We start from the raw sequence: 25,562 nt of genomic DNA, 5'->3' as shown, positions 1-25,562 counted from the left end.
ACCATGGACCAGTTCACTCTCAATCTCATCTTCGTCGGCGGCTCGTTCCTGCTCTACATCGCGATCGCGATCTGGGCACGCGCGGCGTCCACGTCGGAGTTCTACGCCGCGGGCCGCAGCGTGCATCCGGTCACCAACGGCATGGCGATCGCCGCGGACTGGATGTCGGCGGCCTCGTTCATCTCGATGGCCGGCCTGATCGCCTTCGTCGGCTACGGCAATTCGGCCTATCTCATGGGCTGGACCGGCGGCTACGTGCTGCTGGCGATGCTGCTGGCGCCCTACCTGCGCAAGTTCGGCCGCTTCACCGTGCCCGACTTCATCGGTGACCGCTACTACAGCCGCACCGCGCGCCTGGTGGCGGTGGCCGCGCTGCTGATGATCTCGATCACCTACGTGATCGGCCAGATGACCGGCGCCGGCGTGGCGTTCTCGCGCTTCCTGGAGGTGGACACCAACACCGGCCTGCTGATCGCATCGGCTGTGGTGTTCGTGTACGCGGTGCTGGGCGGCATGAAGGGCATCACCTACACCCAGGTGGCGCAGTACATCGTGCTGATCATCGCCTACACCATCCCGGCGGTGTTCATCTCCCTGCAGCTGACGGGCAACCCGATCCCGCAGCTGGGCCTGTTCTCGACCCACGTCGATTCGGGCATGCCGCTGCTGGCCAGGCTGGACCAGATCCTGGTCGACCTCGGCTTCGCCGACTACACCGGGCTGCACGATTCCACCCTCAACATGACGCTGTTCACGCTGTCGCTGATGGTCGGCACCGCCGGCCTGCCACACGTGATCATCCGCTTCTTCACCGTGCCCAAGGTGTCCGACGCGCGCAAATCGGCAGGCTGGGCGCTGGTGTTCATCGCCCTGCTCTACACCGTCGCCCCGGCGGTGGGTGCGATGGCGCGCCTGAACATCCTGACCACGATCTACCCCGAGGGCACCCGCGCCGCCGAGTCGCTGACCTATGAGGCTCGCCCGGACTGGATGCACAATTGGGAGCAGACCGGCCTGCTGAAGTTCGAGGACAAGAACGGCGACGGCATGATCCAGTCCTACAACGAGGGCAGCACCGAGTTCGCGGCGGTGGCGGCCGAGCGTGGCTGGCAGGGCAACGAGATGGTCACCTTCAACCAGGACATCCTGGTGCTGGCGAACCCGGAGATCGCGGGCCTGCCCGGCTGGGTGATCGCCCTGATCGCGGCCGGCGGCCTGGCGGCGGCACTGTCGACGGCGGCGGGCCTGCTGCTGGCGATCTCGTCGGCGGTGAGCCACGACCTGATCAAGAAGACGTTCAAGCCCGACATCACGGAGAAGGGCGAGCTGCTGGCGGCACGCGTGTCGATGGCATTCGCGATCGTGGTCGCGACCTGGCTGGGCATGAATCCACCCGGATTCGCGGCCCAGACCGTGGCCTTCGCCTTCGGTCTGGCGGCCAGCTCGCTGTTCCCGGCGATCATGATGGGCATCTTCTCCACGAAGATGAACTCCACCGGCGCGGTCGTGGGCATGCTGGTCGGCCTGATCTCCACCAGCGTGTACCTGTTCACCTACAAGGGCTGGTTCTTCATCGCCGGCACCAACATGCTGGCCGACACCCCGGAGAACTGGCTGTTCGGCATCTCGCCGCTGGCCTTCGGTGCGGTCGGTGCGGTCCTGAACTTCATCGCCGCCTACATCACGATGAAGCTCACCAAGCCGGTGCCCGAGCACATCCAGCACCTGGTCGAGGACATCCGCGTCCCGCGCGGCGCAGGCGTGGCCACCGGCCATCACTGATCCGGCCTGACGCGCTGCAACGGCGGCCCGCTCCCGGCAACGGGGCGGGCCGCCCTTTTGGGGGCGGGCAATGCCGCGCGCCGGCCCCGCACTACAATCCCCACCCACCGCCCTGCCAATGCATCGGGAGCATCCATGCTGCTGGAGTTCATCGCCATCATCGCCGCCGGCTTCGGCCTGGCCGGCATCGCGCTCTCGATCAACATCGCGCTGCGCAGGCGCCTCCCGCAGTGGATCGTGCCGGCGGCGGCGGGTGCCGGGATGCTGCTGATGGCGGTGTGGTTCGAGTACTCGTGGCTCGACCGCACCACGGCCACCTTCCCTGACGGCGTCGAGGTGGCGTCCACGAACCAGACGCGCAGCTGGTACCGGCCCTGGACCTACGTGGTGCCGCTCACCAACCGCCTGATCGCGGTCGACCACCGCTTCGACCGCCGCCATGCCGATGCGCCGGGGCAGGTCCTGACCCGCGTGATCCTTGCCGGGCGCTGGGAACCGACCCGCCAGTACGGCGCGGTGTACGACTGCAACGCGCACCGCCGCGCCGACCTGCTCGACGACGTCGGGCTCGCCGAGGGCGGGCGCCTGGAGAACGCGGACTGGGTGCAGCTGCCCGCGGACGACCGCGTACTCCGCAAGGTCTGCGACTTCCGGCCGTAGCCGGAGGCGCTACAGCCAGCGCAGCGCCACGATCGCCACCAGCGTGGGTGGCAACGCCGCGAGCAGCAGCCCCCCCGGATGCACCGACTGGTCGTTGAAGTAGCGCCGGACGATCGACATGCCGGCCGGGTTGGGGGCGTTGGCGATCACGGTCAGGCCGCCGCCGGACACCGCGCCGGCCACCAGCATGTACTTGAACTCGTCGCTCAGGCCCTCGACCAGGGAGCCCAGGTAGGTCAGCGCGGCGTTGTCGGTGAGCGCGGTCAGCGCGGCCGCGCCGAAGAACACCGCATCGCTGCTCATGTTCATCAGCAGCGGCTCCAGCCACCACTGCTGCTTGCCGCCCAGCACCACCAGGCCGGCCAGGAAGAAGGCGACCAGCAGGCCCTCGCGCAGGATCAGGCGGTCCTGGTACCGGCTGTACGCGGTGGCCACGCCGAGGAACAGCAGGAAGATGCCCATGAACACCGCCGGATGGTGCGCGAACACCACCAGCCCGAGCAGGAAGAGCAGGTGCACGACCACCAGAGGGATCGACATCGGCGCACTCGCGCCCTGCTCCGGCGAAGGCAACCGGCCCAGCTCCTTGCGGAACACGAACACCACCAGGGCGGCGTTGACCACCACCGCGATCGCGGCCTTCCAGCCGAAGTTCGCCATCATGAAGGCGATGTCCCAGTTCCACTTGCCGGCCACCATCAGCACCGGCGGCGCGGCGAACGGGGTCAGCACGCCGCCGATCGAGACGTTGACGAAGAGCGTGCCCAGCAGCGCGTACTTGACCTTGTTGGACACGTTCACCGCATAGACGCGGCGGGCCAGCATCATCGCCGCCAGCGTCATCGCCGCCGGCTCGGTGATGAACGAGCCCAGCAGCGGCACCAGCGCCAGCACGCTGAAGCAGAATTCCAGGCCGTTGCGCCAGGGCAGCAGCCGCGCGAGCCCGTCCACCAGGTGCGTGGCCGCCCACAGGATCGGCCGCGTGCCGGCGATCACCATGATCGCGAACACGAACATGGGCTCGGTGTAGTTGCGTGAATCCACGTACGCGGTGGCATCGGGCACGCCTTCGAACAGCGCGATCGCCACCACCAGCACGAGGGCCCAGAAGCCGAACACCACCTCCACTTCGCCCAGCAGGTGCCAACTGCCGGCATGCGCCGGCTGGCGGTGGGCCAGGCGCAGGAAATACTTGGTGCTGAAGGTGTGCACGATCGCGAGGGCGAACAGCACGGTGGCGACGATTTCGATCGTCGCCGGATTCATGGACGAAGCCCCGCACATCCCCGCATGCGACCGATACTACCAGTTGGGCGCCGCACCACCGGCTGCCTCAGCGCTGCGGCGGCGCGGCCAGCTCCCGGGCGTCGAGGACGCCGTCGCCGTTCGCATCCTGCTTCGCGAAGCGCGCCGCGAGCCGCTCGCGGTGCTGCGCAAGCGTGATCGGACCGCCGCGGCCACCGGGCAGTTCGTGCGCGGCCAGCACGCCGTCGCCGTCGCGGTCCATTTCGCGGAAGGCGTAGCCCATCCAGTCCAGGTACTCGGGCAGCGACACGCGGCCGTCGCCATCGGTGTCCATGCGCTCGAGGTACTCGGAGGTCGCGGTCACTTGGGCCGCGGCCGGCGCGACCACTGCGGCCACGGTGCACGCGACCGCGAGGGCCAGGATCCGCGGCGCACGCAGCGCATACATCGCCCGCATCACGCCAGGGCCCACGCCGATGCCGGGTGCCACGGTCGGCATCGCCACCGCCTCAGCCGCGCGCGGGCTGCAGCGAATAGCCCTTCAGCCGCGCGGCGTAGTCCTGCAGCGCGCGGATGCCGCTGGCCTCGGCCTCGCGGCACCAGGCCTGCAGCTGGGCCAGCGACTCGGACGCGTTGTGGCTGCGCGCTTCGAGCAGCGCGGCCAGTCGCGCGCGGTATTCGACCAGGGTGCGGATGCGCGGACGCGCGGCCACCCAGTCCTGCAGCTGCGCACGGGCATCGGGCTTCAGCCAGCGGCCGTCGTCGACCAGGCCGCGGCGCAGCTTGCGCGGCAGCAGCGCGCGCAGCTTCGCACCGGCGGCGGCGGCTTCCTCGCGCAGCGCCGGCTTGAGTACGCGCTTCTGGTAGTCGGTCATGGCCTGGAAGCGCAGCGCCAGCAGGGCCTTGAGCGTGTCGCCGTCGGGCACGTTGATGTTCGGGCGCACGTCCAGCGAAGGCGCGACGCGCAGCACCTTGGCCAGGCGCAGCGCCTGCAGGCCCTTGATCGCGGCCCAGCCGATGTCGAACTCCCAGCGGCGCAGCGCGAACTTGGCCGAGCTCGGGAAGGCGTGGTGGTTGTTGTGCAGTTCCTCGCCGCCGATCCACACGCCCCAGGGACTGAGGTTGGTGGCGGTGTCGGTGGTCTCGAAGTTGCGGTAGCCCCACCAGTGGCCGAGGCCGTTGACCACGCCCGCGGCCCAGAACGGGATCCACAGCATCTGGATCGCCCAGATCGCGATGCCGGCCGCGCCGAACAGGGTGGCGTTGATGGCCAGCATCAGCACCGGTCCCAGGTTGGCGTGCGGCGTGTACAGATGGCGCTCGATCCAGTCGTCGGGCGTGCCGCGGCCGTACTGCTCCATGTCGGCTCGGTGCGTGCGCGCCTCGCGGTAGAGCTCGGCGCCCTTCCAGAACACTTCGCGGATGCCCTTGTGCATCGGGCTGTGCGGATCCTCTTCGGTCTCGCAGCGCGCGTGGTGCTTGCGATGGATCGCCACCCACTCCTTCACGATCATCGACGTGGTGAGCCAGCACCAGAAGCGGAAGAAGTGCGCCAGCGCCGGATGGAAATCGACGCCGCGGTGGGTCTGGCTGCGGTGCAGGTACAGCGTGACCGTGAAGATGGTCAGCTGCGTGACCACCAGCAGGTAGGCCAACAGGCCCCAGATGCCGGACTGGACGAGGCCGCCGGCGATGACGTCGAGCAGGGAAGCGGGCATGGCGTAGACAGTTGTGCGGGAATTCGTCCGCCATCATGGAATGCGCCCGCGTCGATTGCCACCCCGCCACGGCAATCCGCGCGCCTTCGTTCACGATGACGGCCCCGCGACGCCGCTTGCCAGCGCCCGGACGCGCCCCCACGCTGCAGGCCATGCCCGAACTGCCCGAAGTCGAGACCACCCGCCGCGGCCTGGCCCCGCACCTGGAAGGCGCGCGCGTGGCCCACGTGCTGCTGCGCCGCCCCGACCTGCGCTGGCCGATCCCGCCCGAAGTCGGCGAACACCTGCCCGGGCAGCGCATCGACGCCGTGCGCCGCCGCGCCAAGTACCTGCTGCTCGACACCGCCGCCGGCAGCGCGCTGTTGCACCTGGGCATGTCCGGCAGCCTGCGCGTGCTGCCCGCGGGCACGCCCGTGAAGCCGCACGACCACGTCGACATCGCGCTCGCCGGCCGTTCCGGCGCCGGCCGTGTGCTGCGATTCGCCGACCCGCGGCGCTTCGGCTGCCTGCTGTGGCAGCCGCCGGGCGAGACCCACCCGCTGCTCGCCCGCCTCGGCCCGGAGCCGCTGGGCGACGACTTCGACGGCGACTACCTGTTCACCCGCAGCCGCGGCCGGAAGGCGCCGGTGAAGGCCTTCCTGATGGACCAGCAGGTGGTGGTGGGTGTGGGCAACATCTACGTCGCCGAAGCGCTGTTTGCCGCCGGGGTGTCGCCGCTGCGGCCCGCCGGCCAGGTCTCGCGCGGACGCTACGCGCGCATCGCCGACGAGATCCGGGCGGTGCTGTCGCACGCGATCGCCCGCGGTGGCACCACGCTGCGCGACTTCATCTCCCCCGACGGCGCCCCGGGCTATTTCGAGCAGGAGCTGTCGGCCTACGGCCGCGGCGGCGAGCCCTGCCCGCGCTGCGGCCGCCCGCTGCGCCAGGCCCTGGTCGCCCAACGCGCCACCGTCTGGTGCGGAACCTGCCAGCGCTGAGCGCAGGCGCTATGATCGTGCCTCGAGGGGAGCGGGGAGCGCTCATGGTCGATACCGCCGAGATCACCCTGTTGCTGGATGCCGCCCGCGGCGGAGACCGCGGCGCGCTCGACAGCGTGCTGGCCACGCTCTACCAGGAGCTGCACGGCATGGCCCGGCGCCAGTTGGCCGGACAGTACGGGCAGACGCTCGACGCCACCGCCCTGGTGCACGAGGCCTACCTCAAGCTGATCGGCCGCCGCGAAGCCCAGTTCGACGACCGCGCCCACTTCTTCGCCTACGCCGCCTCGGCCATGCGCAGCGTGGTGGTCGACTACGCCCGCCAGCGCATGGCGCAGAAGCGCGGCGGCGACCTGCACCGGGTCACCGACCTGCCCGAGGACATCGAGGGTGGCCTGCGCCTGGACGAAGACATGCTCGCGCTCGACGTCGCCCTGACCCGCCTGGCCGCGGTCGACCCGCGGCTGGCCCAGGTGGTGGAGCTGCGCTACTTCGGCGGCCTCTCCGAGCTCGAGATCGCCGAACTGCTCAAGCGCTCGGAGCGCAGCATCCGCCGCGACTGGCAGAAGGCGAGGCTGTACCTCCTGGCCTCCCTGAAGTCGGACTGAGGGGGCGCCGGCGGGCGCGCGGCCGATGGATCCCGATCGCTGGCAGCGCCTGTCGCCACTGCTCGACGCCCTCCTCGAGCTGGAGCCGGCCGCGCGCGCGCAGGGGCTGGCCTCGCTGCGCGAGGATGACGCCGACCTGGCCGACGAACTGGAGGCCCTGCTGAAGCTGGAGGAGGACGAGGAGGACTTCCTGTCCGAACCCATGGTCTCGCCGCTGCCGCTGGCGCGCGCCAACGCGATCATCGGTCCCTACCGGCTGGAACGCATGCTCGGCGAAGGCGGCATGGGCCAGGTCTGGCTGGCCAGCCGCGCCGACGGCCTGTATGAGCGCCGGGTGGCGCTGAAACTGCTGCGCCCGGGCCTGGCCGACCCCAACCTGCGCCTGCACTTCACCCGCGAGCGGCAGATCCTCGCGCGGCTGGAGCACGCCCACATCGCGCGCCTGCTCGACGCCGGCATCAGCAGCGACCAGCAGCCCTACCTGGCCCTGGACTACGTCGACGGCGAACCGATCACCGACTGGTGCCGGATGCGCGAACCCTCGGTGGAAGCGCGCCTGCGCCTGTTCCTGCAGGTCTGCGAGGCGGTCAGCCACGCCCATGCCAACCTGATCGTGCACCGCGATCTGAAGCCCTCCAACATCCTGGTCACTTCGCTGGACGAGGTGCGCCTGCTCGATTTCGGCATCGCCAAGCTGCTCGACACGCCCGACGTCGGTGCCGAAGCCACGCGCACCGGCGTGCGCGCCTTCACCCTGCACTACGCCGCGCCGGAACAGGTCCGCGGCGAGCCGGTCACCACCATGACCGACGTCTATTCGCTGGGCGTGGTGCTGTACGAGATGCTGGCCGGCTGCAAGCCCTACCAGCCCAAGCGCAAGAGCGACGCCGAGTGGGAAGAGGCGATCCTCAGCATCGACCCCATCCGCCCTTCGGCGGCGCTGCAGCGCGCCGCCGGCGGCCAGACCGGCGCGAAGACGCCGGCGCAGGCACGCCGCGATGCGCGGCTGATCGCGGGCGACCTCGACAACATCGTGCTCAAGGCGCTGTCGAAGGCGCCCGAGCAGCGCTACCCCTCGGTCGAGGCCATGGCCCAGGACCTGCGCCGCCATCTGGGTGGCAAGCCGGTGCGGGCGAGGCCGCAGGGCCTGGGCTACCGCGCGCGCAAGTACATGCTGCGCCACCGCTGGGCGCTGGCCACCGGCGGCGCGATCGCGCTGGTGCTGGTGTCGGCGCTGGCCATCGTCGCCTGGCAGGCGCAGCAGGCGGTGCAGCAGGCCGCCCGCGCGCGCGCGCTGCAGGGCTTCATGGTCGGCCTGTTCGAAAACGCCGGTGCCACCCCGGGCGGTGCGCCGCTGGACTTCCGCCAGCTCCTGGAGGAAGGCGTGCGCCGCGGCGAACTGGAGCTGGCGCAGCAGCCGGTGGCCCTGGCCGAACTTCTGGGCGTGGTCGCGCGGCTGCGCGCGGGCCTGGGCGACTACGCGCAGGCGCTGGAGCTGCAGCAACGCCAGGCCAGCATCATCACCGGCATCGACGACCCGCCGGCGGGCCTTCGCCTGCAGGCCGCGACCGACATGGGACGCACCCGGCGCCTGCTCGGCCAGGCCGACGCCTGCCGCGAGGCGATGCTGCCACTGCAGCCGCTGGCGCTGCGCGAGGAGGAACGGCTGCCGCCGCTGGCCGCCGAGTTCCACACCGAACTGGCGCGCTGCCGCCGCGACGAGGGCCGGCTGGATGCCGCCCGCGCCGGCTTCCAGCGCGCGCTGGCGATCCGCCGCGAGGCGCCGCAGCACGAGGCCGGCGTGGTCGAAAGCCTGTCCGACCTGGCCACGCTGCGCGCGGCCGCCGGCGAAAGCGCGCTCGCCCTGCGCGAGCAGCGGGCCGCACTGGCGCTGCTGCGTTCCAGCGTCGGCCCGCGCCATCCGCAGGCGATCGACATCCTGCGCTCGACCTGCTCCCTGCAGCGCGAGCTCGGCGACCTGCACGCGGCCGAGGCCGACTGCCGCGAAGCCCTGGATCTGGCGCTCGAACTGCGCGGCGCCCGCCACCACGCCACCGTGGACGCCCGCCGCCAGCTGGCCGCGCTGCTGGTCGACGATGGCCGCCTGGGCGAGGCCGACGTCATCTTCCGCGACGCCCACGCCTGGCTGGTGTCGCGCCTGGGCCAGCGCCACAGCGACGTCGCGCGCAACGAGAACAGCCTGGCCATCGTGGCCTGGGAGCGCGGCGACCTGGAGACCGCGCTGGCCGGGCTGCAACGGGCGACATCCACATGGCGGGCGCTGGACAACGACAGCCTGCTGGCCGCGGGCCTGTTCAACGAGGCGCTGGTGCTGCACGAGGCCGGCGACCAGGAACAGGCTGCGAAGGCGCTGGAGGAATCGCTGCGCCTGCGCAGCAAGCGCTTCGGCGCCGACCACGGCCTGGTCGGCACGACCCTGCGCCTGGTCGGCGAGGTCGAGGCCGCGCGCGGCCACCACGAGCGGGCGCTGGCCGCCCTGCGCCGCGCGGTGGCGCTGTCCGGCGCCTCCTACGGCGTCGCCCATCCCGCCACCCGGCGCGCCGAGCTGGCGCTTGCGCAGGTCGAAGCCGAAGCGGGCACCGATGGCGCGATGGCGCGGCTGGACCACCTCGCCACCCTCCCCGAGGGCGACATCGAACTGCGCAAGGTCGCCTGGCGGGCCCGCGCCACCGCCGCCGCGCTGCGCTGCGACGGACCACGACGCGAGGAATCGCTGGCGATCTTCGCCGCGCTGGAACAGCGGGTGGCGATGGCGCGCCCCGAAGGCGGCGTCGTGGTGCGCGAGATCGGCCGCTGGCGTCAGCGCTGCGACCTGCCGCCGGCAGGTTGAAGGGCCCGCCGCTCAGTCCAGCGGCAGGTCCGGCTGCGCCGGCTCGATCCGGCCCTCGCCGCGCATCACCCGCTTGAACTCGGCGCGGCTGACCGAGACGTAGCGCTCGTTGCCACCGATCTCCACCTGCGGCCCGTCCTGCACCGCGCGGCCCTGGTCGTCCACGCGCACGGTCATCGTCGCCTTGCTGCCGCTGTGGCAGATGGTCTTGATCTCCTGGATCTCGTCGGCCCAGGCCAGCAGGTGGCGGCTGCCCTCGAACAGTTCGCCGCGGAAGTCGGTGCGCAGGCCGTAGCAGAGCACCGGCACGCCCAGCGCATCGACCACCTCGGACAGCTGCCAGACCTGCGGGCGCGCCAGGAACTGCGCCTCGTCCACGAGCACGCAGTGGAGCCGACCTTGCGCCTGGATGTCGCGCGCGACGATGGCCTGGAGGTCATCGGCCGGACCGAAGGCCAGCGCTTCCGCCTGCAGTCCGATGCGCGAGGCCACCGTGCCGCTGCCGGCGCGGTCGTCCAGTGCCGGCGCCAGGATCAGCACCCGCATCCCGCGCTCGCGGTAGTTGTGCGCGGACTGCAGCAGGGTGGTGGTCTTCCCGGCGTTCATCGCCGAGTAGTAGAAGTAGAGCTTGGCCATCGGCGAAGTCTACCGGGGCGGCTGCTCCACCTTCTCCACCTCGCCCACGTCGACCCGGCCTTCCAGCGGCGCCGTCCACAGCCGGTCCTGCACCTGGCGGTAGGCCGCGGCGTCGAAGTTCTCCTCCGCGTAGAACTTGCGTCCGTCGATCGCGACCGGCTTGCCGTTCTCGTAGGCGGTGATGGTGGCGGCCTGCCCGGAGGCATCCAGCATGCTGCCGGTGCCGCGCTGGCGCTCGCGGCGCAGCACCCGGGCCAGCCGCGGGGCGGCGGCCTCATCGCCGAACTCGGCCTTCAGCACCGGGCCACGCGCGGCCACCTCGGCGCGCTCGGCCTCGTCGAGCTGCTCCCAGTACATCTGCGCCCAGACCTGGAACTCGTGGTAACCGCGCTCCGCGGCCAGGAACATCCACAGATAGCCGGCGACGCGGTCCACTGGCGTGCCCTGTCCGGTCCAGTTTAGTTCGCCGAGCATCGCCTGCGAGGGCTTGTCGCCGTAGCGTGCGCCGCGGCGGAACTGGTCCAGCGCATCCTCCGGGCGACCGTCGAGCAGGGCGTCCATGCCGCGCTGGCGGCCGGCGAGGTCGGGGTGTGCCTCGAGCATGCCGGCGGTGATCACCGCCGGGTCGAGCTCGGGGATGAAGCGGCCGCGGCCGCTGTCGGCGTGGGCTTCGACCGGCGCCCCGGCGTCCTGGCCCGCAGCGGCACCGGCAGCCGCTGCGGGAACGGCGGATGCGAGGGCGGCAAGGACAATGGCGACGGCAAGGGTGGCTTCCTGGCGCATGCTGGGCTCCGTTTCGTGGGTCTCATAGTGGAGACTGCAGAAAGGGCTGTCCTGTGACATTGGTTACAATCGCCGGCCGTTCCGGAGCCTCCATGCACGGCCTCAATCCCCAGCAATCCGCGGCCGTCATGCACTGCGAAGGCCCGCTCCTCGTGCTCGCCGGCGCCGGCAGCGGCAAGACCCGGGTGATCGTGGAGAAGATCGCGCACCTGATCGGCTCCGGGCGCTATCCGGCCAAACGGATCGCAGCGATCACCTTCACCAACAAGTCGGCGAAGGAGATGCGCGAGCGCGTCGCCCGGCGCATCCGCGGCGACGCCGCCGAGGGCCTGACCGTCTCCACCTTCCACGCCCTGGGCCTGCGCATGCTGCAGATCGAGCACGAGCGCGCCGGCCTGCGCCGCGGCTTCTCGATCTTCGATTCCGACGATGCCACGGCGCAGTTCCGCGACCTGATGCCGGGCGCGAAGCCCGACGCGGTGCAGGCCATGCAGGGCCTGGTGTCGCGGGCCAAGAACGCCGGGCTGTCGCCGGAGCAGGCGCGCGCGCTGGCGCGCTCCACGCCCGAGCACGAGGCGGCGATGCTGTACGAGCTCTACCAGGCGCGGCTGGCGGCCTTCAACGCGGTCGACTTCGACGACCTGATCCGCCTGCCGGTGCAGTTGCTGGAGAACGACGAAGACTGCGCGCTGGCCTGGCGCGAGCGCATCGGCTACCTGCTGGTGGACGAATGCCAGGACAGCAACGACGCCCAGTACCGCCTGTTGCGCGCGCTGGCCGGGGACAAGGGCAACTTCACCGCCGTGGGCGACGACGACCAGTCGATCTACGCCTGGCGCGGCGCCAACCCCGAGAATCTCTCGCAGATGGCACGCGACTACCCGGCGCTGCGGATCGTGAAGCTGGAGCAGAACTACCGCTGCAGCAACCGCGTGCTGCGCGCGGCCAACGCGCTGATCGCCAACAACCCGCACGAACACCTGAAGACGCTGTGGAGCGCCAACGCCGACGGCGAGCGCATCCGCATCTGGGAGTGCCGTGACGCCGCCCACGAGGCCGAGCGCGTGGCCGCCGAGATCCAGTTCACCAACGCCGCGCGCAAGGCCGAGTGGAGCGAGTTCTGCATCCTGTTCCGCAGCAACCACCAGTCGCGCGCGCTGGAAAAGGCGCTGCAGATGCTGCGCGTGCCCTACCACCTCTCCGGTGGCACGGCGTTCCTGGATCGGGGCGAGGTGAAGGACGCACTGGCCTGGCTGCGCATGCTCGCCAACCCCGACGACGACGCGGCCTTCCTGCGCGCGGTGCAGTCGCCGGGCCGCGGCGTCGGCGCGACCACGCTGGCGAAGCTGGCCGAGCTCTCGCGCCATGCCGGCATGCCGATGTCGCGGGCGATCGAGTCGATAGGTCTTCTCAAGCAACTGGCGCCGCGCGCGGCCTCGGCGCTGTCGGGCTTCGCCGACCTGGTGCGCGGGCTGCGCGCCGAGGCCTCGCGGCTGCCGCCGGCCGAGCTGGTGCGCGTGCTCAACGAGCGCTCGGGCCTGCTCGCCGCGCTGCGCGCGCAGTGCAAGAGCGAGGAAATGTTCCGCATCCGCCGCGGCAACCTCGACGAGCTGGCCGACTGGTTCGACGGTGCCCGCGGCGGTGCCGGCCCGGGCGAGCTCGCCGCCTCGCTGGCCCTGCTCAGCCACGCCGACAAGGGTGACGCCGGCAACCAGGTGCGGCTGATGAGCCTGCACGCGGCCAAGGGCCTGGAGTTCCGCTACGTCTTCATCATCGGCGTCGACGACGACACCCTGCCGCACGAGGCCAGCGTCGAGGAGGGCCGCATCGACGAGGAGCGGCGCCTGCTCTACGTCGGCATCACCCGCGCCAAGGAGCAGCTGTGGCTGTCCTGGCCGCGCGAGGCGCAGCGCTGGGGCGAGCGCCTGAAGCTGGTGCCGAGCCGCTTCCTGGACGAACTGCCGGCCGCCGAGCTGCAGCGCGACGGTGCCGACCCGGTGGCTGATGCCGCGCGCAAGAAGGAGCGCGCCGACGTCGGCTTCGCGGCGATCAGGGCGCTGCTGGAGGGCTGAGGCCCGGCGCTGCGCCTGGCTGCGCGGCAACCGTGGCGGGCGCATGGCCGGTCACCGGCGTCGGCTAGACTCGGCGCCTGTCCCGGATCCCGGTATCTCCATGCGTACATCCCTGCACACCGTGGCCCTGCTCGCCACCGCGCTGGCGCTGGCCGGCTGCCACACCCTGCCCGCACCGGCCGACGCGCCGCAGTCCACCGCGCCCGCGCAGGCCGTCCCCGCCGACGACAACCTCAACGCCGTGCTCTGGCTGCAGCGCTCGATGGAATACCGGGCGCTGTCGGAAACCGTGTTCCGCGCCGCCGCCGAGCGCCTGGACGCGGCCCTGGCCGACCCGGCCTGGGACGCCCTGGTTCCCACCGAGCGCGCCGCCGCCGGCGACGCCTCGAAGCTGCCGCCGGCGATCATCCTCGACATCGACGAGACCGTGCTCGACAACTCCGCCTACCAGGCGCGCCTGGTGGTCGACGGCCAGGAGTTCGCCGACCCGGCCTGGGAGGCCTGGGTGGAGGAGCGCAAGGCGGTCCCGGTGCCGGGCGCGGCGGCCTTCACCCGCGCTGCCGCGGACAAGGGCATCACCGTGTTCTACATCTCCAACCGGCTGGCGACGCAGACCGATGCGACGCTCGACAACCTGCGCAGCCAGGGCCTGCCGGTGAAGGACGGGGGCGTGTTCCTCGGCCTGGGCATGGAGGTGCCGGGCTGCGAGCAGAAGGGTTCGGGCAAGACCTGCCGGCGGCAGCTCGTGGGGCGCGGCCACCGCGTGCTGATGCAGTTCGGCGACCAGCTGGGCGACTTCGTGCAGCCCTCGGCCAACACGCCGGCAAAGCACGACGCGCTGCACGCCGAGTACCAGACCTGGTTCGGCGAGCGCTGGTGGGTGCTGCCCAATCCCACCTATGGTGCCTGGGAACCGGCGCAGTTCAACGGCGACTGGAGCCTCCCGCGCGATGAGCGACGCCAGCGCAAGCGTGATGCCCTGCGGATCGACAGATAGTTATTTCAATAACTTAGATGATGATACCTAAGGTATTGCATAAGAAAACCGGGCGGAGTAGGCTGTCCGCGCCACAACACAGTCCTCCGGCCCCGGCCGGCTTCACGGGAGGCCCTCCGGCCTCCCGTTTTTTATGCGCGCGCGCCCTGCGCACACCCCACCCTGGGGTTTGCCCGAGGGTGCGCGCCAGCCGGGAACGCATTAGCGTCGGACCGGGGATCCCTCCGGGCAACGGCACGGCCGTTCCCGCCAGTCAGAGAGGCGCCTGATGTCCGTTGAGCTCAACCACGTTCCGGACATTGTCACCAAGCAGCCGGCGGAACGCGGTCCGCACGGCTCTCACGGCACCCAATGGCCGAACAGCCACAAAGGGCCCCACGAAGGTGGTGGCAACCAGAACTTCCCCGTCAACGGCGGCAACCATGGCGTCGACCGCCCAGGGAACGGCCACGGCCCGGGCGGCAACCAAGGTGCCGACCGCCCGGGGAACGGCCACGGCCACGGTGGCAACCACGGCGTCGACCGCCCCGGGAACGGCTACGGCCACGGCGGCAACCACGGCGTCGACCGCCCCGGGAACGGCTACGGCCACGGCGGCAACCACGGCGTCGACCGCCCCGGGAACGGCTACGGCCATGGCGGCAACCACGGCGTCGACCGCCCCGGGAACGGCTACGGCCACGGCGGCAACCACGGCGCGGATCGGGGCGGACCGGGCTATGGCCTGCCGGGACAGGGACTGGTCCGCGACGTCCTCGCCTTGCCGGGGCAGATCCTCGGCCAGACGGGCAGTCCGCCTCAGGGCCATGCATATGGCCACTACGGCCAGGCGCAGCAGGCGCAGGCAAGCCTGCCACCTCCGGTGCATGCCCAGCACGCGCAATACGCGCAGGCCGTACCGATGCAGCAGGCCGCGCCCGCGGCCGTGCTCACGGGCGCGCACGCAGGAAACGTGGCCATGCACGCGGCCGTCGTGCAGGCACAAGCACCGCAACAGGCGACCCTGTTCCAGCAGGGTCAGGGCCATGTAGCCCAGCCGGGCGCAATGACGGCCCGCGCCGACGTCGCGCCGGCCCAGTTGGCGCAACCCGGCGTCGCGGTGCGTGGCGAAGCCGCCCTGGCCATGCCGCCGCGCGCCGATGCGGCGCCCCTCCCGCGCGCCGACGCCGCTGCCCTGCAGCGTGCGCCGACGGGCCCGGCACCGATGCCGGCCAACACCGCCGCCACCGGACCGGCCTCCAGCACGGCGCCCGGCGCCACGGCTGCCAATGCGCCCGTCGCCAGTACGGCAGCCGCGGCTCCGGGTGCCACGCAGGCAGCAGCACAGGCGCAGGGCGTGGAGGGGCGCAATGCCAGCAATCCGCTGGCAGCGGCCGATCGCGGCCAGGTCATCGGCCGCCCCGACGTGGCAGGCACTTACACCGGCGACGGCCCGCGAGGCCGTCTGCGCCGTTCGATAAGCACGCTGTCCAGCGGCGGACTGTCCAGCCTGCTGGTTGCACTCGGCGCCCAGGGCGGCATGACCGGCGCCGGCCGCGACCCCGCGGCGGTCGAGCGCGAGCTCCGCGAGACCGCCCTGCAGTGGCTGTTCTGGCTGCTGGCCATCATCGCCTATGCCTGCGTGGCCTTCGCGATCATCGGCCTGCTGCCGCCGGGCAGCCTGGGATCCAGCGGTGCCGGCGTGGTCGGCAACCGCAGCTGGACCGGCGGCTTCGCCATCGCCGGCCTGCTCGCAGGGGTGGGGGCCTGGTGGTTCGCACGCGGCATCACGCGCGGCGAAGATCCGCACAGGGACCAGGACACGCCTGGCCAGTAATCAGTAGCGGCACTCCGGCACCTGCACCATGCCCATCGCGCCTCCGCTGAGATTGGGCACCAGCTTGGTCCGGTACACGACCTCGCGGCAGTCATCGTCACCGGCCGCCTGCGCGCCTCCTTCGTAGGGCCGCCAGAGTTCGTAACCGAACCGGAAGCGCGTACCCGCAGGGAAGCCCCCCGCGCTCGGGGCCTGCAGCTCGAGTTCGAAGTACAGATCGAGCTTGCGTCGGGTCAGCGTGCCTTCGATCGTCATCCGGTTGCCGCCGGCCAGACCGCCCCCGCTGATGGCGCCGCCGGGGGCGATCCGCAGCTCGACGCCGTCGCTGCCGCCCGACCAGCCGCCGCCGGCGAAGTCGCCTTCGGCCGCGAAGCCTGCGTCGGCATCCTCTTCCAGACTGCCCACCACCATGAAACGGCCCGAGGGCTGCAGCTCGGCGCTCGCCTTGCCGCTGCGCCGGAGGCTGCGGGTTCCCGACCCTTCCGGCGGCAGCACCTGCGACCTCACCAGGCCGAAGTAGGCGCCATCGGCCAACGCCCGGATATCCGCGGCGTCCGCTGCATCTTCCGCACCGTCGTCCGTGGCGGCGGCGGCCGCAGCGGCCCCTCCCGTGTCCCCGGCCGCATCGGTCGAGGCATCCGGCTTCGCACAACCCGCGAGCGGCACGACCAGGAGCAGCAGCAGGACCAGGACCTCGGGCCGGGGTTTGCGCATGGACTCCTCCTCCGGAAACAGGAACGGTCCCGGATTGCTCCGGGACCGTTCGGTAACGCTCTACCCGCGGGATTACTGCTTGCGGGCCACGTCCTTGTTGGCTTCGCCCACGCTCTTGATCACGGTGGTCATCGCCTGCATGAACATGTTCATGATCTGGGTCTGGGCCTGCAGCTCGGCGGTGAGCTTGTTCTCACCCATGCCGCCCGGATCCTTCTTGTCGTTCTTCATCTCGGCCTTCTTGTCCTGGAGGTTGTCCAGGTCGCCGGCCAGGTCCATGACGCGGTCGAGCATCTTGTCGGCGATCTCGCCCAGCATCAGGGCCAGGGCCATCAGGTAGCTGCCATTGCCCTTGGCCGCCTGCGCTTCGTTCTGGCGCTGCGACTGGACGTTCTGGACGAAAGAGAAGGTGTAGCTGTTGATCTCGCTCATGGTCGTATTCCTTTGAATGCTGAAGGGGGTCTTGCGGGACTGCGCATGCCGGCGGCCGCGGGTGCGGCTTCGGCGCGTCAGCGTCCCGGCGGCCCCCTCAGGCGACGCGACTTCGAGCCGGTCACTTCGCTGCGCAGCACGCGGACGCTGTCATCGAGCTGCGAGCGGCCCGGGATGGCGCTGGCACCGCCCGCCGACGCGCTCACCGCCTGGCTGCGGAACCAGGCCAGGGCCTGCTCCTCGCCTTCGGAGGCCAGGCGGCGTGCGAATTCCAGCGCAACCCGCGATTCCCGCCGCTCCAGCGGCTGCAGGGACGCATCGAAGGTGCGGATGAGGTTGTTGGCCTCGTCGTCGCCGATGGCGCCGTTCTCGTGCAGGGCCTGGACCGTTTCCGACCAGGACGCACGATCAGGCAGCGCCGCGGTGGCGGTGGCCGCGGTGGCGGCCGCATCCTCGAGGGCGCGCGCGAACTCGGCGTGGAGCTGGTCGCGGGTCTCGCGGTCCACCGCGGGATTGCCGGCCAGCAGGGCATCGAACTCGCCCAGCAGCTGGCTCATCGCCGCTGCGGGATCGAAGCCGCCCTGCGCACCCTCCGCCGGACCCTGCACGGGCGCGCCGCCGGTCCCGGCGTTGGCGCCGGCCCAGGCTTGCATCTCCGCGGGGGTCTTGGTTCGGGACATCTGCTGCTCCGATGCGGGTGGCCGTGGGGCCAAGGATTGCCTGTGATCGAGTCTGTCCAGCGTGAACACGGCCGGCAAGCTGGGGGAAACCCCTAGCGAAGGGCCATCCGGCCCGGCCTCAGCCGGTCACCACCCGCAACTGGTCGGTGATCGCCCGGGTGGCCTCGCCGTGGCGGCGTCCGAGTTCGGTCGCGGCCTCGCGCAGCCATTCGTTGGCGGACTCCAGACCGTCGTCGCGAAGCCGGCGGTTGTACTCCGGCTCCAGCCGCGCCTTCTCATCGTTGACATCGCGGAGCATGGCGTCGAACTGCTCGAGCAGGCGTTCCTCTTCATGCGTGTCGAGGATGCCCTGCAGGCGCAGGTCGGCGAGGCGCTCGACCAGCTCCTCGCGGCTTCTGGGCGGGGCGCCGTCCATGGACATGCGTCAGGCGTCCCCGAAGCCGAGGTCGAAGCCGCCGGAGTAGGCGTTGCCGAACAGCGAGCCGAAGTCGAAGCCGCCGGAATCACCCGAGCTCTCGCCGCCGATGACGCCGCCGAGCCAGGAGCCGATCTGCTGGCCGATGGCCGCGCCGGCGGGGCCGCCGAAGAAGGAGCCGACGAGACCGCCGACGATCGAACCGATCTGACTACCCATGTCCGTGTCCTCTCAGTAGTGGGTTGGTTGGGCCCGGTGGACTCCGGGCGCAGTTCGCAGTTTCCGCGCCCCCGCAACCGCGGCAAGCTAGTGCGTACCCGACCTAGGGGCCGCCCCGGGCCCGGCGCGCGGGCGCTTGCCGGGAGGCATACTCCGGGCATGGTCACCGTCGACGACGAATTCCTGCGCACCCGCCGGCTGGTCCTGCGCGGACTGCGCCACGCCGACGTCTTCGATCTCCAGCGCCTGGGCCGCGACGCACGGGTCTCGCATGCGCTGCTCGACGCTCGCGTCGATGACATCGCGTCCGCCTGCGCCCTGATCGAGGCCGCGCAGCACATCCAGCGCGAAAAGCCCGGTCTGGGCTTCTGGCGCGCGGACGACGCCGACGGCTTCCTGGGCTTTTTCTCGCTGGTGGCGGAACTGCCCGGCAGCGAGGTCGAGATCGGCACCCGCCTGCTGCCGCGCGCCTGGGGCCGCGGCTATGCGCTGGAGGGCGGCGCGGCGCTGTGCGCGCATGCCTTCGACACGCTCAGGCTGCCGGCGCTGGTGGGGCTGTGCGATCCGGAGAACCGCTCGGTGCCGCCGCTGCTGGCGCGCCTGGGCTTCAGCCCGGACGGTCGCACCGAACAGTTCGGGAAGCCAGCGCTGCGCATGCGGCTGCGCCGCGAGGACTGGCGCGGGGTGCGTCGCCGCGGCGCTCAGTCACCGGCGGCAGGCGCGGGCACGTAGGCCGTGCCTTCGTAGCGCAGCAGCATGTCGCCGGCGGCGTCGCGCTGCAGGCGCAGATCGCTGAAACCGTCGCCTACCGGCAGCAGTTCCAGTGCGCGCGCGCGCGCCGCGGCCGTGAGCAGGCGATGGCCGCCATCTTCGCCGGCATAGACCCACCAGTCCGCGCCGTCGTTGCCGGCAAGGCAGCGATGACGGCCTTCGACCAGCCAGTCGTCGCGGCCGTCGCCATCAAGGTCCAGCGGATGCGCCACGACCCAGCCGGACTCGAAGGCCGACTGGCCGTCGACCACGCCATCGGCGCAGTCGAGCACGCGGGCATCGGTGGCCAGGCCGCGGGCGATGTCGTCGGGCAAGGCCTCGCCCGGGTCGATCTGGCCGGCCACGTAGCGGCGGCCCGGCGCGGCGGCGGCGGCATCCGCGGCGATTGCGGCGGCGGTGTGCGCCGGTGCCGGGGCAGGCTGCGGTGCCGGCTCCGCAAGCTGCGGGCCGCGATCGCAGCCGGCAAGCACGAAGCCGGCGGCCAGCAGCGCCGCCAGCCCGGCCCGCGCCGGCCGCACTAGCGGCGGACGCCGTCGAAGCGGCCGTCGAGCAGGTCGTGTACCCATCGATCGATGGTGGCACCCGAAGCTTCGATGTGCACGTGCGGGCCGGTGGAGTTGCCGGTGGAGCCCTGGTTGCCCAGGTCCTGGCCGTACTCCACCCGCTGGCCCTGGCGCACATCGATGCTCGACATGTGGAAGATGTAGACCAGCTGGCCCTGGTCGCCGCGCAGGATCACCGAGTTGCCGGCGTTGCCGTTCGGACCGGCCTGGATCACGGTGCCCGAGATCGGCGCGGGGATCGCCTGGCTGGTTTGCGACTGTCCGTTGCGGTGCAGGACGATGTCGCGCACCTCCAGCGTCTGGCCGTCGCGGACCTTGGTCTGGTAGTCGTGGTGCGGCTGCATCTGGTCGGGATGCGAGACCGAGATCGCGGGCTGGTGGCCGGTGCTGTAGACGGTGTACGGCGCATACGTGGGCACCTCGCCCGACGGCGGCGGTGCGGGGGCAGGACCCGGCGCCGGTGCGGGTGACGGCGCCTGGCCGCCACCACCGCCACCGGGCACGTGGACGGTCTGGCCCGGATGGATCAGATTCGGGTTCGATATCTGCGGGTTGGCCGCGATCAGCGCGTCGAGCGCGACGCCGTTGCGCGCGGCGATGCCCGACAGCGTGTCGCCGCTGCGCACCGTGACATCGTGGGTGGCACCGGCGCCGCCCGGCAGCTTCACGGTCTGTCCCGGATGGATCAGGTCGGGGTTGCGGATCTGCGGATTGGCACCGAGCAGCGCGCCCAGCGACACGCCATTGCCCGCCGCGATGCCCGACAGGGTGTCGCCGCTGCGCACGGTGACCTCGCCGCCGCCACCGCCCGGCAGGTGCACGGTCTGGCCGGGATAGATCAGGTTCGGGTTGCGGATCTGCGGGTTGGCCGCAAGCAGGTCGCCGAGCGACACGTTGTTGCGCGCCGCGATCCCGGAGAGCGTGTCGCCGCCGCGCACCGTGACCGTGCCCGAAGGCGAGGGCGAGGGCGTCGGCCGGTCCGGATCGTTGCCGCCCGGGCCTGGCGCGGGCCGGTCGACCGGCGGCGGCGCCTCGCCGTCGATGCGCTGGCGGACGAAGGAGGTCGCCTCGCCGGCGGTGATGCGGCCGTCGCCGTTGAGGTCGAGCGGCGCATTCATGCGGTAGGCCGCGGTGCCCTGGCTGAACAGCGTGGAGTTCGGATCCGGCCGCGGGCTGCCGTAGAGCACCGTGGTGTAGACGCCCTCGAGGGTGTTGAGGTCACCCGGGTCGGAGCGGTTGTTGAAGTAGCGCTCCACGTACTGGAGCTGGTCGACCGCGCTCATCCGCGCCAGGGCGTCGGTGGAGGTGCCGAGCTCGCGCGCGGTGTTGGGCATGAACTGGATCAACCCGGTGGCGCCGCTGCCGGCGCCGTTGCGCACGCCGGGGCTGAAGCTGCCGCCGGTCTCGAAACTCATCACCGCCATCAGGTACTCGGGCTGCGTGCCCAGGCGCTGCGCCATGGCCTCGACTTCGCGGATGAAGGCGGGGGTGACATTGGCATTGCCCTGCACGCCCTGGATCCGGTTGTAGTCGAAGCCCGAAGGGCTGGTGTGGTCGCCGGCGACGTTCTGCGCGCCGGCGTTGCTGGTGACGGGTCCGACCATGGGTAGGCTCCTGGTGGCATGCGGCGAAACGCCGCGCATGCCGCCATTACAGGCATGCCGTCGCCACGTTGCCAGCTAGGTCCGACCCTAAGTCGCGGCCGCCGTGCACGTGCACGACGCGACCGCCGTCGCATTCATCCGTGGAAATGCGGATCCACGCGCAGCGTCCCGAGTTCGCGTTCGGCGAAACGCCGGGACAGCTCCGGCGCGGCGTCGCGAATGGCGTCGTAGCTGGCGCGCGAACGCACGTCGGCGCGCAGCACCCAGCCATCGCCCTCGCGGCTGAGCAGGAGGTCGGTGCCGGGCAGGGTGGCGTCGGCCATGCGCAGCAGCACCTGGCCATCGCCCTGCGGATCGGTGGCCCCGCCCGCCACCGCCAGCTGGCGGACATGGCGCTCGATCAGCTCGACCACCGCATTGCTGGCGCCCACCGTCGCCGGCATCGCCGCCGGTGCGTCGCCGCGCAGCGCGTGCTGCGCCTGCCAGAGCAGGGCCGGGTCGAGCAGCTTCGCCTCGCCTTCGGCGCCGTCGTGGCCGTGGCCGCCGCCATCGCCGCGCTCACCGCGGTCGCTGGCGCGATGCACCGCGTCGTCGGTCGCGGTCTGGCGCAGTTCCGCGGCCTCGCCTTCGCCATGCTCGATAGCGCCCTTGGCCTCGCCCTGTTCCTTCGGCTGCGGCTGCGACTGCACGCCCTGGCGCGCGCTGTCGAGCGCGTCGCGGAAGCGGTCGGTCTGTTCCCGGTTCGCCGGCGGGCGCTCGCGCGCCTCCTGCGTGCCCTCCGGGCTGCGCGCGGCTTCGGCGGTGGAACTCTGGCTGCTGCTGCGTTCGATCGACATCTTTGCGTCTCCTTGTCTGCCTCAGGTGCCCGCCAGGTGGCGGGCCTGCAGCAGATCCTCGGCCGCGCCCTCTTCCTGGCGCGCTTCGAGCGCGGACTGTTCGCCGCGCCATACGTCGCGACGCTTCTCGAGTGCGTCCAGCCGCCCCTTGGCGCGGAAGAACGCGGTGCGTGCCTCGGCCACCGCGACCTCGGCGGCGCGCAGGACCTCCTGCGCCTTGAACAGGCGCTGGCGCGCGGCCTCGGCCTGCTCGCCCAGCAGCCCGATGTGCGCCTCGCGCTGGGCCAGGGCGCTGGGCCAGGGCACGCCCGGCGGCGGTGCGTCGAGCAGGCGCGCGCGCTGCTGCTTCTGCTCGAAGTCCAGGGCGATGATCTCACCCTCGACCTTGAGGCAGGCGTCGCGGCAGGCCTGGGCCTCGCGCTGCTTTTCCAGCACTTTCTGGCGCGCGGCCTCGGTGCGGTGTTCGCGCAGCTTGACCAGGGTCTGCAGGGGATAGCGCTTCACGGGAACAGCTTCCGGATCGCGTCGGCCGACTGCTCGAACGGCACCAGCTCGTGCGCGGACTGCTGCAGCAGCTTGCGGATCGCGCCGATCTTCTCGATCGCGGCGTCGGCATCGGGATCGGTGCCGCGCTTGTACTCGCCCAGCTGGATCAGCAGCTCGATGTCCTGGTACTTGGCCAGCAGCTTGCGCAGCTGTCCGGCGGCGCGCAGCTGGGCCTGGTCGACCACGCGCGGCATGGTGCGGCTGAGGCTGACCAGCACGTCGATGGCCGGGTAGTGGTAGGCGGCGGCGAGCTTGCGCGAAAGCACGATGTGGCCGTCGAGGATCGAACGCACTTCTTCGACGATCGGGTCGCCGCCGTCCTCGTCCTCGGCGAGCACGGTGTAGAAGGCGGTGATCGAGCCCTTGTCGTTGTTGCCCGCGCGCTCGAACAGCCGCGGCAGCGCGCTGAACACCGAAGGCGGGAAGCCGCGCCGCGCCGGCGGTTCGCCCACCGCGAGGCCGACGTCGCGCAGCGCGCGCGCGAAGCGGGTCACCGAATCGACCAGCAGCAGCACGCGCTTGCCCTGGTCGCGGAAATGCTCGGCGATCGCGGTGCCGACCCAGGCCGCACGGCTGCGCTCCAGCGCCGGGCGGTCGGAGGTCGCGACCACGATCACCGACCTCGCCAGGCCCTCGGGCCCGAGGTTGTCGTGGATGAACTCGTTGACCTCGCGGCCGCGCTCGCCGACCAGGACGATGACGTTGACCTCGGCGTCGCCACCGCGCGCGAGCATGCCCAGCAGCGTGCTCTTGCCGCCGCCGGCGACGGCGAAGATGCCGATGCGCTGGCCCTCGCCGGCGGTCATGGTGGTGTCGATGGCGCGCACGCCGGTGGAGAACGGGCGTTCGATCAGGCTTCGCGCCAGCGGATTGGGCGAGGCGGCGTAGATCGGCGCATCGACCGTGGGACCGACCGGGCCGAGGTCGTCGATGGGCTCGCCGTGGGCGTCGAGGATGCGGCCGAGCAGGCCGGCGCCCACGCGCACCGCCGCCTGGCGGCCGCTGGCGTAGACCTCGGTGGTGGCGGACACGCCGTCGAGCGCACCCAGCGGCGTGAGCAGGGTGAGCTGCTTGGACACGCCCACCACTTCGGCCGACAGCCGGAACGAGGCATCGCCTTCGCCGCGCGGATTGCGCAGTTCGCACAGTTCGCCGATCGAGGCCTTCAGGCCGGTGGCGCGGATCAGGGTGCCGTAGGCCTCGGCGACGCGGCCCACACGCTCGATCGACTGCACCCGCGCCAGCGCATCCAGCAGCGGATCAGGCGTGCCGGCCGCGTCGGCGAAAGGCGCGCTGGCGCTCAAGCCGGGCTCTCCGCGTGGCCGGCGGCGCTGCCGGCCAGCGCCGTGCGGATCGCCTCGATCTGCTGAGCCACGCCGGCGCGGACCTCGCCGGCCTCGGAGACCACCACGCAGCTGGTGGGATCGAGGCTGGGATCATCGACCAGCTCGATCACACCGACCGCCGGGTGCGCCTGGCGCACCGCGCCCAGACCGGCGCTGACGCTTTCACGCACGCTGGGATGCACGCGGATAAGCAGGAACTGCTCGGCCTGCGCCGCTTCCACCGCCTGCATCACCAGCGGCGGCACCACGCTGCGCGCGTCGAAGCCCGGGGCGATGCGCGCGACGATCGCGCAGGCCAGTTCGGTGATGCGGCCCGACGCCTCGCCCAGCACGCGTGCGCGGCGTTCGTTGAGCGAGGCCAGCTGTTCGGTCATCTGCAGCTTGGCCGCGGCGATGCCCTCGGCGAAGCCTTCGGCATGGCCCTGCTCGCGGGCCTGCGCGATCTCCGCGCTGGCTTCGCCGTACAGGTCGTTGACGCGCTCAAGCAGGGCGTCGAGCTCGGCCAGCTGCGCCCAGGCCGCAGCGGGAACCACGCTGGCGCCGAGCGAACGCATGAAACGCCGCTGCTCGAACACGGCCACGCCGCCGGCTCCGGGGGAGCGGTCGGCGGTCGCGGCGGCGGACGTGGCGGATTCGACGTTCATGCAGGGGATTCCATGCGCCCCTGTGCGGCGCGCGATTCGTGATGGGTGTAGACGCGAAGCACCGGCTTCTCGGGCAGCCAGGTGGCTGCGTCCGCGGCCGGCGGATGCAGCAGGTCGCACCAGTCCGCCAGCGCGGGGTCGCGTTGCCGCGCCCAGGCCTTGAGCTCGGCGCGGCCCTGGCGGTCGAAGAGTTCGAACAGCGGCGTCGGATCGTCGGTGGACAGCGCGGCATAGAGCGCGCCGCCGAAGTCGGCCGACAGCGCCTGCAGGCGATCGGGCGGCACGCGGCCCTCCCAGACGCCGCGGTCCAGGGCCAGCAGGTAGCTGTTGCCCAGGGCCGCCTTCAGCCGCCGCACCGGTTCGCGCCGGACCTCGGCACGGATCGGCGGCGCGTGCGCGAGGATGCCGATGTCGCGGCACAGCGCCTGCAGGCGCGGGCGCGTCCAGCGCGCACGCGTCGCGTCGGGGCCGCGCACCGGATCCGGTGCCAGCAGCGAGGCGGCGGGACCGCCTGCCAGCCAGCCGGCCAGCAGGCGGCGGCCGAGCGCGCTGTCGCGGGCACGCCGGACAAGATCCTCGTCCAGCGGGGCGCCTGCGTCCTCAAGCCACCCCGGATCGACCTCCGCCAGCAGCGCCCGCAGCGACAT

General features: G+C 71.7%; 26 protein-coding genes. 9 read left to right on the top strand and 17 right to left on the bottom strand.

What is annotated here, in order from left to right:
• Positions 1 to 3: 3 nt before the first annotated feature.
• Together E2170_RS08275 and E2170_RS08270 are read left to right on the top strand one after the other, a co-directional pair.
• Entirely contained in the window at positions 4 to 1,782 is a 1,779-nt protein-coding gene (locus E2170_RS08275) for a sodium:solute symporter family protein (protein WP_133000213.1), read from the top strand.
• Between the two features lie 135 nt (positions 1,783 to 1,917).
• Positions 1,918 to 2,442 carry a hypothetical protein gene (locus E2170_RS08270; protein WP_133000212.1) on the top strand — a complete coding sequence of 175 codons (525 nt, stop codon included), beginning with the start codon at positions 1,918 to 1,920 and terminating at the stop codon, positions 2,440 to 2,442.
• 9 nt (positions 2,443 to 2,451) lie between these two features.
• Here E2170_RS08270 and E2170_RS08265 read toward each other — a convergent pair whose 3' ends face one another.
• The 3 genes from E2170_RS08265 to E2170_RS08255 all read right to left on the bottom strand — a co-directional run bounded on the left by E2170_RS08265 (position 2,452) and on the right by E2170_RS08255 (position 5,405).
• Complete coding sequence (locus E2170_RS08265) at positions 2,452 to 3,708, bottom strand: putative Na+/H+ antiporter (protein WP_133000211.1); 1,257 nt, start codon at positions 3,706 to 3,708, stop codon at positions 2,452 to 2,454.
• Between the two features lie 67 nt (positions 3,709 to 3,775).
• Positions 3,776 to 4,144, bottom strand: coding sequence for an EF-hand domain-containing protein (locus tag E2170_RS08260; RefSeq protein WP_133001130.1), 369 nt, complete (start codon positions 4,142 to 4,144; stop codon positions 3,776 to 3,778).
• Positions 4,145 to 4,196: 52 nt separating this feature from the next.
• Positions 4,197 to 5,405 carry a DesA family fatty acid desaturase gene (locus E2170_RS08255; RefSeq protein WP_133000210.1) on the bottom strand — a complete coding sequence of 403 codons (1,209 nt, stop codon included), beginning with the start codon at positions 5,403 to 5,405 and terminating at the stop codon, positions 4,197 to 4,199.
• 152 nt (positions 5,406 to 5,557) lie between these two features.
• Between E2170_RS08255 and mutM the strand changes: the two genes are divergently transcribed.
• The 3 genes from mutM to E2170_RS08240 are packed head-to-tail and all read left to right on the top strand — an operon-like array spanning position 5,558 to position 9,841.
• Complete coding sequence (gene mutM / locus E2170_RS08250; RefSeq protein ID WP_133000209.1) at positions 5,558 to 6,382, top strand: bifunctional DNA-formamidopyrimidine glycosylase/DNA-(apurinic or apyrimidinic site) lyase; 825 nt, start codon at positions 5,558 to 5,560, stop codon at positions 6,380 to 6,382.
• Between the two features lie 44 nt (positions 6,383 to 6,426).
• Positions 6,427 to 6,990 (top strand): ECF-type sigma factor, encoded by a 564-nt coding sequence (locus tag E2170_RS08245; protein WP_133000208.1) that lies wholly within the window; start codon positions 6,427 to 6,429, stop codon positions 6,988 to 6,990.
• A 25-nt stretch (positions 6,991 to 7,015) separates the two neighbouring features.
• Positions 7,016 to 9,841, top strand: a complete 2,826-nt coding sequence (locus tag E2170_RS08240; protein ID WP_133000207.1) for a serine/threonine-protein kinase — start codon at positions 7,016 to 7,018, stop codon at positions 9,839 to 9,841.
• A 12-nt stretch (positions 9,842 to 9,853) separates the two neighbouring features.
• On the opposite strand, the gene E2170_RS08235 is transcribed toward E2170_RS08240, so the two are convergent.
• Together E2170_RS08235 and E2170_RS08230 are read right to left on the bottom strand one after the other, a co-directional pair.
• Positions 9,854 to 10,477 (bottom strand): thymidine kinase, encoded by a 624-nt coding sequence (locus E2170_RS08235; protein WP_133000206.1) that lies wholly within the window; start codon positions 10,475 to 10,477, stop codon positions 9,854 to 9,856.
• Positions 10,478 to 10,486: 9 nt separating this feature from the next.
• Positions 10,487 to 11,260 (bottom strand): SEL1-like repeat protein, encoded by a 774-nt coding sequence (locus tag E2170_RS08230; RefSeq protein ID WP_133000205.1) that lies wholly within the window; start codon positions 11,258 to 11,260, stop codon positions 10,487 to 10,489.
• A 92-nt stretch (positions 11,261 to 11,352) separates the two neighbouring features.
• Between E2170_RS08230 and E2170_RS08225 the strand changes: the two genes are divergently transcribed.
• The 3 genes from E2170_RS08225 to E2170_RS08215 all read left to right on the top strand — a co-directional run bounded on the left by E2170_RS08225 (position 11,353) and on the right by E2170_RS08215 (position 16,145).
• A complete protein-coding gene (locus E2170_RS08225; RefSeq protein ID WP_133000204.1) occupies positions 11,353 to 13,332 on the top strand; it encodes a UvrD-helicase domain-containing protein in 1,980 nt (659 codons plus the stop codon).
• A 100-nt stretch (positions 13,333 to 13,432) separates the two neighbouring features.
• Entirely contained in the window at positions 13,433 to 14,329 is an 897-nt protein-coding gene (locus E2170_RS08220; protein ID WP_133000203.1) for a 5'-nucleotidase, lipoprotein e(P4) family, read from the top strand.
• 268 nt (positions 14,330 to 14,597) lie between these two features.
• Complete coding sequence (locus tag E2170_RS08215) at positions 14,598 to 16,145, top strand: hypothetical protein (protein ID WP_133000202.1); 1,548 nt, start codon at positions 14,598 to 14,600, stop codon at positions 16,143 to 16,145.
• Here the strand turns inward: E2170_RS08215 and E2170_RS08210 are convergent, their stop codons facing one another.
• The 5 genes from E2170_RS08210 to E2170_RS08190 form a co-directional block, all read right to left on the bottom strand.
• Positions 16,146 to 16,859: a hypothetical protein gene (locus E2170_RS08210; protein ID WP_133000201.1), complete on the bottom strand. Its 714-nt coding sequence runs from the start codon at positions 16,857 to 16,859 to the stop codon at positions 16,146 to 16,148. It abuts the gene before it with no gap.
• Positions 16,860 to 16,931: 72 nt separating this feature from the next.
• Positions 16,932 to 17,291: a hypothetical protein gene (locus E2170_RS08205; protein WP_133000200.1), complete on the bottom strand. Its 360-nt coding sequence runs from the start codon at positions 17,289 to 17,291 to the stop codon at positions 16,932 to 16,934.
• Positions 17,292 to 17,368: 77 nt separating this feature from the next.
• Positions 17,369 to 17,971 carry a hypothetical protein gene (locus E2170_RS08200; protein ID WP_133000199.1) on the bottom strand — a complete coding sequence of 201 codons (603 nt, stop codon included), beginning with the start codon at positions 17,969 to 17,971 and terminating at the stop codon, positions 17,369 to 17,371.
• 118 nt (positions 17,972 to 18,089) lie between these two features.
• Positions 18,090 to 18,392, bottom strand: a complete 303-nt coding sequence (locus tag E2170_RS08195; protein WP_133000198.1) for a hypothetical protein — start codon at positions 18,390 to 18,392, stop codon at positions 18,090 to 18,092.
• 3 nt (positions 18,393 to 18,395) lie between these two features.
• Positions 18,396 to 18,605 (bottom strand): hypothetical protein, encoded by a 210-nt coding sequence (locus tag E2170_RS08190; protein ID WP_133000197.1) that lies wholly within the window; start codon positions 18,603 to 18,605, stop codon positions 18,396 to 18,398.
• 159 nt (positions 18,606 to 18,764) lie between these two features.
• On the opposite strand from E2170_RS08190, the gene E2170_RS08185 reads away from it, so the two are divergent.
• The gene (locus tag E2170_RS08185; RefSeq protein WP_133000196.1) at positions 18,765 to 19,337 is read left to right on the top strand and encodes a GNAT family N-acetyltransferase; all 573 of its coding nucleotides are present in this window, start codon (positions 18,765 to 18,767) and stop codon (positions 19,335 to 19,337) included.
• Here the strand turns inward: E2170_RS08185 and E2170_RS08180 are convergent.
• The 7 genes from E2170_RS08180 to E2170_RS08150 all read right to left on the bottom strand — a co-directional run bounded on the left by E2170_RS08180 (position 19,307) and on the right by E2170_RS08150 (position 25,562).
• Positions 19,307 to 19,894 (bottom strand): hypothetical protein, encoded by a 588-nt coding sequence (locus E2170_RS08180; protein ID WP_133000195.1) that lies wholly within the window; start codon positions 19,892 to 19,894, stop codon positions 19,307 to 19,309. The two genes, E2170_RS08185 and E2170_RS08180, sit on opposite strands and share 31 nt — an antisense overlap.
• Positions 19,894 to 21,543, bottom strand: a complete 1,650-nt coding sequence (locus E2170_RS08175) for a LysM peptidoglycan-binding domain-containing protein (protein ID WP_165942203.1) — start codon at positions 21,541 to 21,543, stop codon at positions 19,894 to 19,896. The genes E2170_RS08180 and E2170_RS08175 overlap by 1 nt, the downstream gene beginning before the upstream one ends.
• Before the next feature lie 134 nt (positions 21,544 to 21,677).
• Positions 21,678 to 22,379, bottom strand: a complete 702-nt coding sequence (locus tag E2170_RS08170) for a hypothetical protein (RefSeq protein ID WP_133000193.1) — start codon at positions 22,377 to 22,379, stop codon at positions 21,678 to 21,680.
• A 21-nt stretch (positions 22,380 to 22,400) separates the two neighbouring features.
• Positions 22,401 to 22,883: a hypothetical protein gene (locus E2170_RS08165; RefSeq protein ID WP_133000192.1), complete on the bottom strand. Its 483-nt coding sequence runs from the start codon at positions 22,881 to 22,883 to the stop codon at positions 22,401 to 22,403.
• Positions 22,880 to 24,229 carry a FliI/YscN family ATPase gene (locus E2170_RS08160; RefSeq protein ID WP_133000191.1) on the bottom strand — a complete coding sequence of 450 codons (1,350 nt, stop codon included), beginning with the start codon at positions 24,227 to 24,229 and terminating at the stop codon, positions 22,880 to 22,882. Before E2170_RS08160 ends, E2170_RS08165 begins: the two co-directional genes overlap by 4 nt.
• Positions 24,226 to 24,915 carry a FliH/SctL family protein gene (locus E2170_RS08155; RefSeq protein ID WP_133000190.1) on the bottom strand — a complete coding sequence of 230 codons (690 nt, stop codon included), beginning with the start codon at positions 24,913 to 24,915 and terminating at the stop codon, positions 24,226 to 24,228. Before E2170_RS08155 ends, E2170_RS08160 begins: the two co-directional genes overlap by 4 nt.
• Positions 24,912 to 25,562 (bottom strand): hypothetical protein, encoded by a 651-nt coding sequence (locus E2170_RS08150; protein WP_133000189.1) that lies wholly within the window; start codon positions 25,560 to 25,562, stop codon positions 24,912 to 24,914. Before E2170_RS08150 ends, E2170_RS08155 begins: the two co-directional genes overlap by 4 nt.

Source organism: Luteimonas arsenica (assembly GCF_004352825.1).
GTDB classification, from domain to species: domain Bacteria; phylum Pseudomonadota; class Gammaproteobacteria; order Xanthomonadales; family Xanthomonadaceae; genus Luteimonas; species Luteimonas arsenica.
Note: the sequence above shows the minus strand (reverse complement) of the source record. Positions and strands in the feature narration are given on the sequence as shown.